Genomic DNA, 14,731 nt, shown 5'->3' on the forward strand with positions numbered 1-14,731 from the left:
GCTAAATGAAAAAAACTTGGGTAATACTCACAGTCCTCATCCTGCTTCTCACCAGCCTGATTACGGTCGACAGAGTAAAAAATGTGAACAAGAGCAGCGATGCTCCCCAGGCTACATCAACCATGACGGATAGCCGCATAACCCAGAGTTCAGAAGCCACTCCTTCACCTAAGCCCGACCCACGCCTCAGCCGCCTTCCTAATGGAAAAGTCCAGTATACCCCAGCACTCACCACCAGCCGCACCTTTACCGATAGTCCATCACCTAGGCATTCTCTATCTGTGATTAAACAGCTGCTGAAACATTACCGCTTCGCCTATCAAGAAAATCCCGTGGGTGTAGAAAACTTCGAAATCACCGAACAGTTATTAGGAATGAACCCGAAAAAGATCGTTTTCATCGCCAGTGACAGCTCAGCCCTCCGTGGCAACGAGTTGGTAGACCAATGGGGAACCCCCTATTTCTTTCATGCCCTCTCAGGCCAAAATATGGAAATCCGCTCAGCAGGACCAGACCAAACACTCTGGACAGAGGATGACATCTATACCGATAAGCAGCAGCTGAAATAGTAGCGGTGATATATCGCGTGCATCCTACTTTTAATGCTTAGCTCATACTGGATTCACTCTTTTATTGTCATGACGTCTGTTTTCCTCAAACCATCTAGAAAAAAACTTGCACCTCCTGTATTCTGAATAGACTCTCCCCGCCATGGATTACGCCTCTCTTATCGAGAAACGACGCGAACGCTTCGCCGAAGTAGAAACACTCATCACTGACCCAGACCTTTTCTCCGATCAGAAGAAAGCCTCTGAGATCATGCGAGAGCATCGTCGTCTAAAAGAACTCCTAGAAATGTGGGATACTCTCGCAAGCGCGCGTACAAACCTAGCAGAGAACCAAGAGCTCGCGAAAGAAGACGATCCAGAGATTGTCGAACTCGCCGAAATGGAAATCCCAGAGCTCAAGGAAACCATCGAAGACCTTTCTGAAAAAGTACAATACGCACTCCTCCCACGTGACGAAACAGAAGACCGCGATGCCCTTATCGAGATCCGCGCAGGTGCTGGCGGCGATGAAGCATCCCTCTTCGCTGGTGAACTCATGCGCATGTATGAACGCCACTCAGATAGCCGTGGTTGGAAAGTAGAACACCTCGAGTCCTCTCCTTCAGAAGTGGGCGGCTTCAAAGAAGTCATTCTTAAAGTCTCTGGCGAGGAAGTATTCCGCTACCTCAAATACGAATCTGGCGTGCACCGTGTACAGCGCGTGCCTGCAACCGAGACACAAGGCCGTATCCACACCTCCACCTGCACAGTAGCAGTACTGCCAGAAGCTGATGAAGTAGACTTAGTAATCAAGAAAGAAGACCTTCATATCCAAGCCACACGCTCAGGCGGCTCAGGCGGACAGCACGTCAACACAACTGACTCCTGTGTACAAATCACTCACCTTCCTACTGGACTCCAAGTCAAATGTCAGGACGGACGAAGCCAGACTCAGAACCGTGAGCTAGGTCTCCAAATCCTGAGAGCCAAACTTTTCGAAGCCAAAGTGCGCGAAGAGGCTGAAAAATACTCAGCTCAGCGTAAGTCACTCATCGGCTCGGGTGATAGATCAGAAAAAATCCGCACTTACAATTTCCCGCAATCTCGCGTGACCGATCACCGCATTGGACACACTTCTCATAATATTGAAGGAATTTTGTCAGGATCGATCAACGAGTTTACCGACAACCTCATGAAAGCTGAGATGGAGCACCGTCTCGCAGATGCCGGCCTTGAGTAATCAAACACTAGCGTCACACCGCATTTGAAAACAATTCTTGAGACACTCGACTCTGGCACCCAGTGGCTAGAGAAAAAAGGCGTGGAAGACGCACGCCGAAACATGCAGCTACTCGTCTGCCATCAATTAGAGTGCTCAAAAATCCAGCTTTATACCCGCTTCGACGAACCGATGACCGAGGAGGCTCTAGAGCCGCTTCGCGAAATGCTTAAACGTCGCGGCAACCGTGAACCTCTGCAGCATATCCTCGGAACCGTCGAGTTCTACCTACGCGAGTTCTACACCGATTCACGCGCGCTCATCCCAAGACCTGAAACTGAAGAGCTTTGCGAGATCGTTCTTAAGCAATTGCGTCCAGATGCACCTCAGAAAATCTTAGATATGGGCACCGGATCTGGAGTGATCGCTCTCACTCTAGCACTAGAATATGGAGCTCAAACTCAGGTCACACTCGCAGACACCTCTGAAGAAGCTCTAGAACTTGCCGCGAAAAACACCACAGCACTTGGAGTCGAAAACACGACAAGTACGCGCACCAATCTTTTCAGCGAACTCGCAGACCAACGCTTCGATCTCATCGTCGCCAATCTCCCCTACGTACCTGAGCGCGAACGCCCTAGCCTTGCAGCTGAACTCGAATATGACCCTGACCTCGCTCTTTTCTCCGGTGAAGACGGGCTGGACATCATCCGCGAATTCATCCAACAATGCCCCTCCCACCTCGAGAACGATGCGCAAATCGCCCTCGAAATCGGTATCCATCAGCATCTAGAAGTCGAACAACTTCTAGCCAAGGCTGGCTTCACCGACATTAAAACCCTACCAGACCTATCCGGCATTTACCGTTTCCCTACTGCACGCTGGACAGCACACTAACAAACTTTCTCTAAACCTTTACACAGAAATGGATAAACTCATCGTACACGGCGGCCACAAACTTAGTGGTTCAGTTAACATCTCAGGCGCCAAGAATGCCTCCCTTCCTATTCTAGCTGCAGCCCTTCTCACCGAAGAAGATGTCATAATCCGACGCGTGCCAGACGTATCTGACACGAACTACATGATTCAGATTCTCTCTGCTCTTGGAGCCGAGGTTGAACGCTCAAGCGGAACAGTGCGTGTCAACTCCGCGAATATCACCCACGATGCCCCCTACGAACTTGTGCGTAAAATGCGTGCCTCCATCTGCGTTATGGGGCCACTCTTAGCGCGACTTGGTAAGGCTCGCGTTTCACTCCCTGGTGGTTGCGTGATTGGTGATCGCCCAGTCGATCTTCACCTCAAAGGCCTCAAAGCCATTGGCACCGAGATCGACATGGAAGGCGGTAACATGGACATGACCACTCCCAATGGCCTCACCGGTGCAGAAGTAGATCTCCGCGGCAAAAACGGCCCCACAGTTCTCGGTACTGACAACCTCATGATGGCTGCAGTACTAGCAAAAGGAACCACCGTTATTGAATCTGCCGCTGCTGAGCCAGAAGTAGTTGATCTCGCAAACTTCCTTATCGGCATGGGCGCTAAGATCTCAGGCGCAGGCACCAGCCGCATTACGATTGAAGGCGTAGAAAAACTTCATGGAACCGAGCACACCATCATCCCAGACCGCATCGAAGCCGGAACCTTCATGGTTGCCGGAGCCATGGCTGCAGGAGAAGAGGGAATTACCCTCCACCGCATATGCAAAGAACACCTCGTCCCTGTCACTGAGAAACTGATAGAGGCGGGTCACCAAGTCCAATTCAACGACGCTGGAACCTCAGTCACTGTCGCACCAGGAAAGCACCCGCAAGGAGCAAAAATCATTACAGCTCCTCACCCCGGCTTCCCGACAGACATGCAGGCACAGTTCTCCTCACTCTTTGCTGTCACCAAAGGGATTTCAGTAATCGAAGACACCATTTTCCCACAGCGCTTCATGCACTGTGCTGAAATGTCGCGTATGGGAGCCAACATCAAAGTCGACAATGGTACCGCAGTCATCGAAGGCGTGGAGAAACTCTCCGCTGCACCAGTCATGGCTTCTGACCTCCGCGCCTCTGCTGCACTAGTGCTTTCTGCACTCACTGCAGAAGGCTCCACTGAAATCAACCGCCTCTACCACATCGATCGTGGCTATGAGCACATTGATGAAAAACTTCTTACTCTAGGAGCTCGTCTCGAGCGAGTCAGGGAGTAGAGGTTAACTACCTCAATCATCATAGAGAACTGATTATGAGAACTCTATGAATAAATAAAATCCCCTCACCTTAGCAGATGAGGGTTTAGCTTCTGAAAGGTTAACGCGCCCATCATCCACGGGCGCACGAAATACCTTGACGAATGCCTATGAGTGACTGAAGTTTCGTACCTCATCTCACGCATATGCGTGTTGACAATTTCCACGGGTGACTTGTGCACATGTCACTCCATCCAGCTCACCAATAGCTAACTATGGCATCTAAGAAAGTAGCGAAGACAACCGCAACAAAAACTGCAGCTAAAAAAGTTGCGGCGACTAAAACTGCAGCAGCTAAAACTGCTGCTAAGAAAACTTCTGCAAAGAAGACCGCTGTTAAAAAATCTGCGGCTAAGAAGGCAGCCCCTAAGAAAACTGCTGCAAAAAAAGCCACAAAAGAGCCTAAATCCAAGCTACAAGCACTTCTCGATGCTGAAGCTGAGGTCAAAGCTAAGCGTGCTAAAAAGGCTCCTAAGAACCGTATCGATACTCCTGAAATTCAGGAAAAAGTACGTGAACTTATTAAACTGGCTAAGGAACAAGAGTACCTCACCTACGATGACATCAATGAGATCTTACCGAACGATCTCGTTGAGCCTGCTGACGTAGAGGCGATTCTTGAGCGCCTTCGCTCCATGGAGTTCGATATCATCGATGCTTCTGAAGTAGACCGCTACCGCGACAAAAAGCGTGAAGGTGATTCAGAGGATGAACCGAAGACTGAGCAGAAACTCGACATTCTTGATGATCCAGTCCGCATGTATCTCAAGCAGATGGGTCAAGTTCCTCTTCTCACCCGTGAGCAAGAAGTTGAAATTTCCAAGCGCATCGAAGACGCTGAACTTACGGTACAACAGTACCTTCACAAGTTCGGCTTCGTAACTGAGTCATACCTTGAACTCGCTGATAAGCTGATGCGCGGTAAGGAGCGTTTCGACCGTGTGATTCTCGATAAAAAGATCGAGTCACGTGAGCGCTACATGAAGACTCTTCCGAAACTTTGTGATCAACTCCGCCAGTGCCACGAAGAAACTGACGGTATTTTCCGTAAACTCAATGCGAAGAATCCACGTGGTGTGGCTAAGCTCCAAGCAGAACTGGAAAAGCAGCTCGCCATCATCACTAAGATTTATCAGCGCTTCTATTATAAGCAGAAAGTCGTGGAAGACTTCTGTGAGGAAGTAGAAGAGTACCAGAAGACATTCTGGAAATACACTCGTAAGCTACAAAGTCACCCTGACGAAAAAGAGTTCGAGACAAAGATCCGTGAAGCCCAGCAACACGCTTGGTTCAATACTGAAGGGTTTACAGAGAACAATAAGCAACTTCGTTACTGGATGAAGATGGCGTACAAAGCGAAAACAGAAATGGTCGAAGCAAACCTTCGTCTCGTAATCTCCATCGCTAAGAAGTACACCAACCGTGGACTCTCCTTCCTCGACCTTATTCAAGAAGGCAACATGGGTCTCATGAAAGCTGTTGAGAAATTCGAGTACCGCCGTGGTTACAAATTCTCTACTTATGCTACTTGGTGGATTCGCCAAGCGATCACCCGCTCGATTGCAGATCAGGCTCGTACTATCCGTATCCCAGTACACATGATCGAAACGATCAACAAGCTCATGCGCGTGCAGAAGCAGCTTGTACAGGAATACGGTCGTGAACCAACTCCAGACGAAATCGCTGAAGAAATTCACCTTCCTGTTGAGCGTGTTCGCGCCGTCCTCAAGATGGCTCAGCAGCCAATCTCACTTCAAGCTCCAGTTGGAGATTCTGACGACACATCCTTCGGTGACTTCATCGAAGATAAGGCGGCAGAAAACCCAATGGAAGAAGCTGGATTCGCAATGCTTAAGGAGAAGATCATCGATGTTCTAGACACACTCACCGAACGTGAGCGTGAAGTTCTCGAGCAGCGCTTCGGCCTCAAGGATGGATACAGCCGCACACTTGAAGAAGTAGGCCGCCAGTTCCAGGTGACTCGTGAGCGTATTCGTCAGATCGAAGCCAAAGCGCTTCGTAAGATGCGCCACCCTACCCGTATCCGCAAGCTAGAAGGCTTCATCGAGCTTCCTAACATGTAAGATGTAAGTCTCACGACTTCACATATACTTTCAAAAAACAAAGCGCTTCGAGAATTCGAAGCGCTTTTATATTTTACTTCAAGCCGAGCCTAGATGTATTTCAGCGAAGCCTTACACCAGCCTGCCTGACCAGCGAAATCCGCCCAAATCACATTTCAGCGTCACGCCCGAAGCAATATCGGCGTAATGGATAGACCTATCAAAACTATCCATCTCACATTTCAGTGAAGCCGAAATTCATAACAGCCTATGGTGAAGCAAATGTGCAAACCATAGGTCAGCCGCGCATTCTAACATTTGGCTGTAAGCCAAGCTTATATACCCAGCGAATACAGGTTTACACTAGCTCGAGCCGTTGCTGGCAAGCTCCACAAATAATATGGAGCTCAGGCTTACCCCAGACGTTCATCGAACATGATGGGCACGAATATTTCATTCGGTTAGACCGATTCTTTTTCACTCCAGCTTGTCGCAACAGAGTTTCTTGTTCCAGTGCCTCAGCACTGCGGCTCACTCGACTCTCCACATTGCTAGACTCCAGTTGCACAACAATCCCAAGCTTGCGCAGCTCCCTAACACATTCGATGAATTTCCCTTCATTATCGACATAGTCATACATCGTCTGCCCTACCTTACTCCCTCCAGCATATCCTGTGGACGATGGAATAAGGCCAACAGCTTCCATCTTGTTAGCCCATTCCTTATTGTGGTAACTCTTCCGTGATGGCTTCCCAAAATGAAACTGCCATTGGTGACACATTTCATGCACCAATGCCTGCCAGATTTCGACATCCTGTAAGCTCATATAAGCATCCGGATTGATCGCAATCTCATCAACCTCAGATTGGTTCTTCCGGTCTTTGAAGCTACCCTGCCGGTACATCCCCACATTGTGCGACTTGCGTTGCAGCGTAATCAACACCCCAGGTAACTCACCCTCAAAAAGCTCCGTATTAAAATACGCATACGCCCTCTCAAACACTGTATACTCGGCACTAGTCACCTGTTCCATAGCCGAATCTTGCACAGAATATATTGTATTGTGCAAAACAAAAATGGCGGAGTCTAACTAAAGACTCCGCCATTATAAATTTATTTGCTAAGCAGAATTAATCAATAAGCTCAGGCCAGTCTTCCGTGTGGAAGAACTCACCTTCTGGCTTGTCAATGCGCTCGTATGTGTGAGCACCGAAGAAGTCGCGTTGCGCCTGAAGTAGGTTCGCAGGAACGCGCTCTGCACGGTAGGCATCGTAGTAGCTGAGTGAACCACCGAATGATGGCACGGGAATTCCGTTAGTAGCAGCAAGAGCTACCACTTCACGCCAGTCTTGCTGACCAGAGTTAAGGATCTCAGTGAAGAATGGAGCAAGCATCAAGTTCGTGAGGCTAGCATCAGTCTCGTACGCTTCAGTGATACGGTTGAGGAAGCGAGCACGGATGATACAACCACCGCGCCAGATACGAGCGATAGCCCCGAGGTCGAGGCCCCAGTTCTTCTCACGACCAACCTTAGCGATGAGGTCGAGGCCCTGAGCATAAGAAACGATCTTAGAAGCGTAGAGCGCATTGCGCACCTTCTTCACGAGTTCTTCCTTACTAAGTGACCCGAGGTCGAAGTTCCAGTTATCAGGCCCCTGAAGGATGCCAGACGCCACCTTGCGCTGATCGCGCATTGAGGAAAGGATACGTGCTTCAACAGAACCAGCGATCGTGGAGAATGGTACAGCCTGCTCGACTGAGCCCATTACTGTCCAGCGGCCAGTTCCCTTTTGACCAGCCTTGTCAACGATGAGGTCAACAATGTCCTTACCTGTCTCAGCATCCTTTTGCTTGAAGATGTTTGCTGTGATTTCGATGAGGTAAGACTCTAGGTCTCCTTCATTCCAGTCAGCAAAGATTGCTGCTTGCTCTTCGTTAGAGAAGCCAGCTGCCTTGAAGATATTGTACGCTTCACAGATAAGCTGCATGTCGCCGTACTCGATACCGTTGTGCACCATCTTCACAAAGTGACCTGCGCCACCTTCACCGATGTGTGTCACACAAGGAACACCATCAACCTTTGCGGAGATGGACTCGAAGATCGGCTGCATTACAGCCCATGTGCTCGCTGGGCCACCAGGCATGATGGATGGGCCTTTGAGAGCTCCTTCTTCGCCGCCGGAAACACCAGCACCGATGAAACGGAAACCCTTCTCAGAGAGATACTTCTCACGACGCTCTGTATCTGTGTACAGAGTGTTACCACCGTCAATGATGATATCGTCTTGATCCAGAAGTGGGATGAGGGACTCGATCACTGCGTCAACAGGACCGCCGGCCTTCACCATGATCTGGATTTTACGTGGAACGGCGAGACTCTGAACGAAGTCTTCGAGGGTCTGTGCACCAACGAGGTTTTTACCAGGGTTAGCTGCGATAAACGCGTCAGTTACGGAAGTTGTACGGTTGTAGACGGAAACTTGGAAGCCACGGCTCTCAACATTGAGAACGAGGTTCTGTCCCATTACTGCTAGGCCAATAAGGCCGAAGTCACTTTTACTCATAAATCTTTAGGTGGTGAAATTTAGGTCGGCATTATTCGCAGATACCCACCGAGTGCAATACGAACTTGTGTAATATTTGCGACATAGTTATTCACAGATCAGCACCCTATTCTGTAACTAGAATGAACCGCTAAAATCGAAGTGCCTTCCACAAGCAGGAACGGACAGTTTTACGGTCGATTTTCACGCCCTTTTCAAGTAACTCCCAGTCAGCATGATCGAGCAAATCGAGAGTCTTCTCAGCGAGCATCGCTGGCAGTACGGTCGCAATGCGTGCACGCTTTTGCTTGAGAGAAGCTGAATATTCGAAGCCAGAAGTTACATATTCCCGTGCCTTTTCACGCCACTCTCTGGAATTCCGCATAATCTCCTCTTTATCAGTATGATCTAACACTGGCAGGTAGCATCGTTCATTCGCATAATCCTCAGGGATGTCTCGCAAAATATTCACTAGCTGAAGCCCCATTCCATAACGCCGCCCTAGCTCATTTAACGCATCTTTTTCTATCGTTGAAAACCTGTGATAAGATTCATAACCCACCTCAGTCCAAAACTCCCCCACGCAGCCAGCTACTTGGTAGCAATACAGAGTCAGCGCCTGAGCCGAATCCATCTTATGCTTCTTCTCCACTCCAAAATGCTGAATATCATGTAACTGACCTTTGCAAATGTGCTCAAGCACGACAGCTATTGCATCCCACGCCCAGGTGCTGGTCATGTCATACCACAAAAAAACATCACCCAGCCTTTTTAACAACCGCTGCTCTTTTTCATTCGTTTGGTAACTGATGAAGGAATCAGAAATCATCTTAAGCAGCTCAGCTCTCTCCTTCTTATCTTTAAGCGCTAGAGTAAATTTAACTAAACAAGCTTCACGTAGCGAAGCTGGGACTTGCTCCGTGTCTGCAATCGTGTCAGAAGCACGGGCTAATAAGTAACCAAGACTGATAGGCTCACGCATCAACCTTGGTAAAAGACGAATACTAAGATAGAAAGAACGCGACACGCCTTTTAACACCTTTTTCCCTAAGTCAGTCTTATCCTGCACGCCTTCTATCTACGCTGGTAACAACTGAGATGAAATAGAAAAATAGGCACAACTTCAGTACGCGTTTACCTAGCTCGACCCACTCACCACACGACATTCCTTGCAACTCTACATTCACATACCATTCTGCCACCGCATCTGCCCCTACTGCTCCTTTTACAAGCACACTCCAGGCAACACCGACATGCGCGCATTTATCGATGCTATATTGTTAGAGGCTCGGCATCACGTGGACAAGACTGCCGAGAACAAACTCACCACTCTTTATTGTGGAGGCGGTACCCCCTCCATGCTCTCGCCGACCCACTTGCGCCTTCTATTCGATGGCCTGCACGAGATTTTCGATTTCTCAGAAATAAAAGAACTTACCTTCGAGTCAAACCCCGCCACCTTCGACCTTAAAAAAGCGCAACTCTTCAAAGAACTCGGTATCACACGAATCTCATTAGGCATTCAGTCATTCGATGACACCGTTCTTAAGACATTAGGTCGTGAGCACAATCGTGAAGAAGCGATGGCTGCGGTCCCGTTACTTCGCGAAGCTGGGATTCCAGAAGTCAACATCGACCTTATGTTCTCTATTCCAGGTCAATCACTTGAAAGTTGGAAAGACACACTACGTACCGCGGTAAGCCTCAAACCTGATCACATTTCTGCATATAATCTCACTTACGAAGAAGACACAGCCTTCATCGATAAGCTAACAGCAGGCGAATACTTAGATGACCCCGAAGCCAACGCGAAATTCTTCACTGCCGGCCACCAGATTCTCACCGCTGCAGGTTTCGAACATTACGAGACTTCCAACTACGCCAAGCGCGGAACTCGCTCCACCCACAATGCATCCTATTGGAGCGGAGCAAACTACCTAGGTCTTGGCCCCTCAGCAGTCTCAACCATGGGAACAACTCGCTGGAAAAACCTTCCAGACACCGCCAACTACATCAAACAAATCAATCATGTCGGTCACGCGCAAACAGAGATTGAAGAGCTCGATGCTGACGATCTCCATCTCGAGCGCATTGCTCTCGAACTCCGAACCCTCGACGGCTTAGATTTAAGTATTCTAACAAGCGATGAACGGAAACGTGCACAATCAGTGATCGACGAAGACATGGCACTCATCGACAACAACCGGATGATCCTCACTGAAAGAGGCATGCTCCTAGTCGACTCCATCGTGGAACACATCGTCTAGCTCCCTCATCCGCATACTCTTTGTTGTGCAGCTAGCTGCCTCCAATCATAACTAACGGATACATAGAACCTCACGAGCGATCACTTCGAACCCGTGATATTAAGTGAACCTATTGTCACAGTAAGAGCTATTTATAGGTCGACAGCTAACAAACGCTATGCTTTGTTACCCACTTTCTCCGATTTCCCGATATGAAACATTTACTTTCCATTGAAGAGCTAGACGCTACCCAGCTTAACGCACTCATTGACTCAGCAATCCAACTCAAGACTGAGCGAGGTAACCATACCATCAAACCACTTGCTGGCCAGACTTGGGCGATGATCTTCACTAAGTCCTCCACCCGTACCCGTGTCTCATTTGAAGTCGGCGTGCGTGAGCTTGGAGGCTCTATCATGTTCCTTTCCTCCAATGATATTCAGCTCGGTCGCGGCGAGCCAATTAAAGACACGGCACGTGTACTCGGCCGCATGATCCACGGTTGCATCATTCGCACATTCGACCAACAAGATGTCGTTGATTTTTCTAAATTTGGGAACATCCCCACCATCAATGCTCTCACTGATGAGGAGCACCCATGCCAAATCCTCGCTGACCTTCTCACGGTCAAAGAAAAGCTCGGCACATGGGAAGGTAAGAAATGTGTCTTCATTGGCGACGGTGACAACAATATGTCACGCTCGTGGATCTGGGCAGCCAAGTATCTTGGCTTCGAACTCGTCGTAGCAGCTCCTGAGTCCTGCATGCCTCCACAAGAGTTCATGGACAAAGTAAACGCTCCAAATGTGACTCTCACCACTGACCCTGCGGAAGCAATCAAAGGTGCTGACATCATTAACACCGACGTTTGGCTCTCCATGGGTCAAGAAGGGCAAGCTGAAAAAGAAGCTCTTTTCGGAGCCTATCAAGTGAATGCTGAACTCCTTAGCGGAGCCGCTGACGACCACATTGTTCTTCATTGCCTTCCAGCCTACCGCGGTAAGGAAATCACTGAAGAAATTTTAGAGCTCCACTCTGACACCATTTTCCAACAAGCTGAAAACAGACTACATGCTCAAAAGGCAGTCCTAGCCGCTATTGCGATGTAGCCCTCAGCATAATACAAGGCACTCTTTATAATGCCCTGTTAGTACAACCTAGCAGGGCATTTTTCATAAAAAAGGCCAAGCGCGGTCCCAGATAGATCGAGTTCCCTCTACCTAAGCCCCATAGGGTTGACCTATTACAGCCCGGTGCGTAGCGCTGGGAAACAATATCCCAATAGTAACAAGCCCGGGAAGGGCTACCTAACTGGTGTGTGAGAAACCCTCTATTTCAAGAAACTCGCTACTTCTTCAGGGTCAAGCTCATAGAACTCACCTGGCTCGAGATCTCTAAGAGTGACACAGCCGATCATCTCGCGCTCCAGCTCCACTACTTTATTTCCCACTGCGCCAAACATGCGCCTCACTTGATGGTACTTTCCTTCAGTGATAGTAAGACGTCCTTCGCGCTCTCCTAACAGTTCAAGTTTCGCGGGAAGAGTCTCCTTAATCTCGCCGCGTAACATCAAGCCCTCAGCAAAAATTTCTACGATCTCTTCATCTATAGGGTCAGCTAATTTCACGCGATATACCTTTTCACAGGCAAACTTTGGCGAAGTCACACGGTGACTCCATTTGCCATCACTTGTTAAAAGTACCAGCCCAGTGGTATCTTTATCCAAACGGCCGGCAATATGGAGTTCCTTGTGTGTGAATCCATCTACTAGATCGATCACTGTATCATCCTCTTCTTCCTCACCTGTGGAAGAAAGCACGCCCTCAGGTTTATAAAGAGCGATGTAAGTTTCACCAGATGCCGAAATGAGCTGACCGTTGACGAAGATCTCATCCTCTGGTTTCACCTTCAGCCCCTGATCTTTCACAACAACACCATTCACCCGAGCACGCCCACTTTTAATAGCGGCTTTAGCCAAGGTGCGAGAGGCTTCTGAATGAGTGGCTATGAATTTATCGAGGCGCATGGCGAGACGCTACGCAGCCCAATCAACAATTCAACACTCAACATGCAACACTAAGCATTTTAAATTCACATACCTCAAATCGCTTCACCACGCTGAGTCGCCTCATTCGGATTAGTCCGGCCTTCTCCTCGGCGTTTCCCTATATTTTGTGATCGCCCACGATGAGAGAGCTTCACTGGCTTAGTTTGATCTTCAGGAAGTATATGGTTTCTATGCACCCAGACACTTTGGACTAGCCCTAGCATAAACATACACATCACTAAAAATGTGCCAGAATAAGAAACCAAGGGGAGCGGAATACCAGTGATCGGCATCAAGTGAATATGCATCCCTATATTTTCAAAAATATGGGCGAAGAAAAGAGCAACCACCGAACACACAATAACCTGCCCCGAAAGATCCCTGCTGTAATAAGAAATAAACAACATCTGCACGAGCAGGATCACGTACGCAGATACTAATAACAGGCTCCCCCTAAATCCATGTTCTTCACCGATCACTGCGAAGATGAAATCGTTGTGCGCCGTTTTCCAAGGGATGTATTTCTTATCATGTAAGGACCCTTTATTTACGTCCGCCATATGGCCTACACCTTTCCAACCAGCCTTACCGACCGCCATGCCGATGTAGTGAGGAGCATAGGCGTCGCCAGTGATATCGACCTCTCGACCATTTTTCATATCAAGAAATAATTCGATACGAGCAGTACCTCGCTCGGATTGAGTGGGGAGAACGATGAAAAATAAAGGCGGAATCAGCGCCACGCCAGTGAGTACCATAAAAATCAAATAGCGAAAAGGCACACCGCCAGTCAGCATAATCACCCCAACTACAGGCAACCAAACCAAAGCCGAACCCATGTCCCCCATTTTCGCTACCATCGCAAATGGCACCAGCGACATCACACCGATCACTCCCACTTTAACAATGGGAAGGCCTAACAGCGGATGTAACCTAGGCATCCATTGTAACACCGCAGCCATCGCTATAAATCCCGCGACAACCATAAACTGCGCCGGCTGAAAGCTCACTCCACCAAAGCTTAACTGGTGAACCTCATTCCCCAGCACCATCGAAGCAACCATCAAGCCGAGACCTACTAAATACATAGGCAGAGCTAGATACTTAATCCATCGATAATCCAACATCGCAGTCACGAAATACACGACAGTTCCAATTATAGCCCAAACCTGAGTTCGATCTGAATAATACTCCCCCCCTTGAGGCAGGTGTCTCGCCGCACTTTCGATCACATACGTACTAAAAATAATGAGCCCCAGCATTGTCAGCAAGAGAACCCAATTTAGTCCCAAAAATTTCCTCAAAAGCGGCGTCATTCTCCAAAAATTATTTGAAAGATAGTCGCCACTTCTTGCATAGCAAGCTCCGTTTCCTATACTGCCTAAATGGAGTCAAACCCTTACATATCCCCCACAACTAAAGCGATCAAAGCCTTTGTCAGTTCTGATGGCGTTGAAAGCACTGCACGCTTACGGGACATTGTACTCAAGTGGGAAAAACTTAGAGTCATCTATAACCTCGTCCTCCTCCTCCCGGGACTTGGAGTGACTTTGTATGCTGCTAATAAATGGGGTAGCTCCATGAGTGAAATGCTCTCATCAGTCATTCCTTTTGCTATTATGGCCAACCTTTGCTTTTTTCTAGGGCCTCTATCCGAACTCTATATCGCTGCCATCTGGCAAATCAATGACTCCAGAATGATACGCCGTTGGAGCTTTGGCCTAGGACTAGTTGGATCTCTGCTCATTATTATGATTACATTTTGGGCTGTGTAATCACTTCACTTCCCCGTTTACAAACCCTATTGCGGAGTTACATTAAACACC

Annotated in this window: 13 protein-coding genes; 8 read left to right on the forward strand and 5 right to left on the reverse strand. The window is 48.5% G+C overall.

Annotated elements, in window-relative coordinates; all coding sequences use genetic code 11:
* Positions 1-5: 5 nt before the first annotated feature.
* The 5 genes from ACSHX2_RS06170 (at position 6) to rpoD (ending at position 6,090) form a co-directional block, all read left to right on the forward strand.
* The gene (locus tag ACSHX2_RS06170) at positions 6-569 is read left to right on the forward strand and encodes a hypothetical protein (protein WP_435691623.1); all 564 of its coding nucleotides are present in this window, start codon (positions 6-8) and stop codon (positions 567-569) included.
* Between the two features lie 142 nt (positions 570-711).
* Positions 712-1,788 carry a peptide chain release factor 1 gene (gene prfA / locus ACSHX2_RS06175; protein ID WP_435691625.1) on the forward strand — a complete coding sequence of 359 codons (1,077 nt, stop codon included), beginning with the start codon at positions 712-714 and terminating at the stop codon, positions 1,786-1,788.
* 24 nt (positions 1,789-1,812) lie between these two features.
* A complete protein-coding gene (gene prmC, locus ACSHX2_RS06180; RefSeq protein ID WP_435691627.1) occupies positions 1,813-2,664 on the forward strand; it encodes a peptide chain release factor N(5)-glutamine methyltransferase in 852 nt (283 codons plus the stop codon).
* 28 nt (positions 2,665-2,692) lie between these two features.
* Positions 2,693-3,967: a UDP-N-acetylglucosamine 1-carboxyvinyltransferase gene (gene murA / locus ACSHX2_RS06185; protein ID WP_435691629.1), complete on the forward strand. Its 1,275-nt coding sequence runs from the start codon at positions 2,693-2,695 to the stop codon at positions 3,965-3,967.
* Positions 3,968-4,221: 254 nt separating this feature from the next.
* Entirely contained in the window at positions 4,222-6,090 is a 1,869-nt protein-coding gene (gene rpoD / locus ACSHX2_RS06190; RefSeq protein WP_435691631.1) for an RNA polymerase sigma factor RpoD, read from the forward strand.
* A gap of 337 nt (positions 6,091-6,427) precedes the next feature.
* Here the strand turns inward: rpoD and ACSHX2_RS06195 are convergent, their stop codons facing one another.
* The 3 genes from ACSHX2_RS06195 to ACSHX2_RS06205 all read right to left on the reverse strand — a co-directional run bounded on the left by ACSHX2_RS06195 (position 6,428) and on the right by ACSHX2_RS06205 (position 9,681).
* A complete protein-coding gene (locus tag ACSHX2_RS06195; RefSeq protein ID WP_435691633.1) occupies positions 6,428-7,102 on the reverse strand; it encodes a SprT-like domain-containing protein in 675 nt (224 codons plus the stop codon).
* A 97-nt stretch (positions 7,103-7,199) separates the two neighbouring features.
* Positions 7,200-8,633 carry a decarboxylating NADP(+)-dependent phosphogluconate dehydrogenase gene (gnd, locus tag ACSHX2_RS06200; RefSeq protein ID WP_435691635.1) on the reverse strand — a complete coding sequence of 478 codons (1,434 nt, stop codon included), beginning with the start codon at positions 8,631-8,633 and terminating at the stop codon, positions 7,200-7,202.
* Positions 8,634-8,763: 130 nt separating this feature from the next.
* Positions 8,764-9,681, reverse strand: a complete 918-nt coding sequence (locus ACSHX2_RS06205; protein ID WP_435691637.1) for a phytoene/squalene synthase family protein — start codon at positions 9,679-9,681, stop codon at positions 8,764-8,766.
* 100 nt (positions 9,682-9,781) lie between these two features.
* On the opposite strand from ACSHX2_RS06205, the gene hemW reads away from it, so the two are divergent.
* Complete coding sequence (gene hemW, locus ACSHX2_RS06210; protein ID WP_435691639.1) at positions 9,782-10,879, forward strand: radical SAM family heme chaperone HemW; 1,098 nt, start codon at positions 9,782-9,784, stop codon at positions 10,877-10,879.
* 191 nt (positions 10,880-11,070) lie between these two features.
* The gene (gene argF / locus ACSHX2_RS06215; protein WP_435691641.1) at positions 11,071-11,967 is read left to right on the forward strand and encodes an ornithine carbamoyltransferase; all 897 of its coding nucleotides are present in this window, start codon (positions 11,071-11,073) and stop codon (positions 11,965-11,967) included.
* A gap of 221 nt (positions 11,968-12,188) precedes the next feature.
* On the opposite strand, the gene ACSHX2_RS06220 is transcribed toward argF, so the two are convergent.
* Complete coding sequence (locus ACSHX2_RS06220; protein WP_435691643.1) at positions 12,189-12,884, reverse strand: pseudouridine synthase; 696 nt, start codon at positions 12,882-12,884, stop codon at positions 12,189-12,191.
* Between the two features lie 74 nt (positions 12,885-12,958).
* Positions 12,959-14,221 carry an FtsW/RodA/SpoVE family cell cycle protein gene (locus ACSHX2_RS06225; RefSeq protein ID WP_435691645.1) on the reverse strand — a complete coding sequence of 421 codons (1,263 nt, stop codon included), beginning with the start codon at positions 14,219-14,221 and terminating at the stop codon, positions 12,959-12,961.
* A gap of 69 nt (positions 14,222-14,290) precedes the next feature.
* On the opposite strand from ACSHX2_RS06225, the gene ACSHX2_RS06230 reads away from it, so the two are divergent.
* Positions 14,291-14,680, forward strand: a complete 390-nt coding sequence (locus ACSHX2_RS06230; protein WP_435691647.1) for a hypothetical protein — start codon at positions 14,291-14,293, stop codon at positions 14,678-14,680.
* The last annotated feature ends 51 nt before the right edge of the window (positions 14,681-14,731 follow it).

This window comes from Rubritalea sp. (assembly GCF_051252225.1).
Lineage (GTDB): Bacteria > Verrucomicrobiota > Verrucomicrobiia > Verrucomicrobiales > Akkermansiaceae > Rubritalea.

Excerpts from the sequence above, each read along its gene's own strand:
- gnd (WP_435691635.1), bottom strand. The coding sequence starts at position 8,633 with ATGAGTAAAAGTGACTTCGGCCTTATTGGCCTAGCAGTAATGGGACAG.
- argF (WP_435691641.1), top strand. The coding sequence starts at position 11,071 with ATGAAACATTTACTTTCCATTGAAGAGCTAGACGCTACCCAGCTTAAC.
- ACSHX2_RS06170 (WP_435691623.1), top strand. The coding sequence starts at position 6 with ATGAAAAAAACTTGGGTAATACTCACAGTCCTCATCCTGCTTCTCACC.
- ACSHX2_RS06225 (WP_435691645.1), bottom strand. The coding sequence starts at position 14,221 with ATGACGCCGCTTTTGAGGAAATTTTTGGGACTAAATTGGGTTCTCTTG.
- ACSHX2_RS06195 (WP_435691633.1), bottom strand. The coding sequence starts at position 7,102 with ATGGAACAGGTGACTAGTGCCGAGTATACAGTGTTTGAGAGGGCGTAT.
- rpoD (WP_435691631.1), top strand. The coding sequence starts at position 4,222 with ATGGCATCTAAGAAAGTAGCGAAGACAACCGCAACAAAAACTGCAGCT.
- ACSHX2_RS06220 (WP_435691643.1), bottom strand. The coding sequence starts at position 12,884 with ATGCGCCTCGATAAATTCATAGCCACTCATTCAGAAGCCTCTCGCACC.
- murA (WP_435691629.1), top strand. The coding sequence starts at position 2,693 with ATGGATAAACTCATCGTACACGGCGGCCACAAACTTAGTGGTTCAGTT.
- prfA (WP_435691625.1), top strand. The coding sequence starts at position 712 with ATGGATTACGCCTCTCTTATCGAGAAACGACGCGAACGCTTCGCCGAA.
- ACSHX2_RS06230 (WP_435691647.1), top strand. The coding sequence starts at position 14,291 with ATGGAGTCAAACCCTTACATATCCCCCACAACTAAAGCGATCAAAGCC.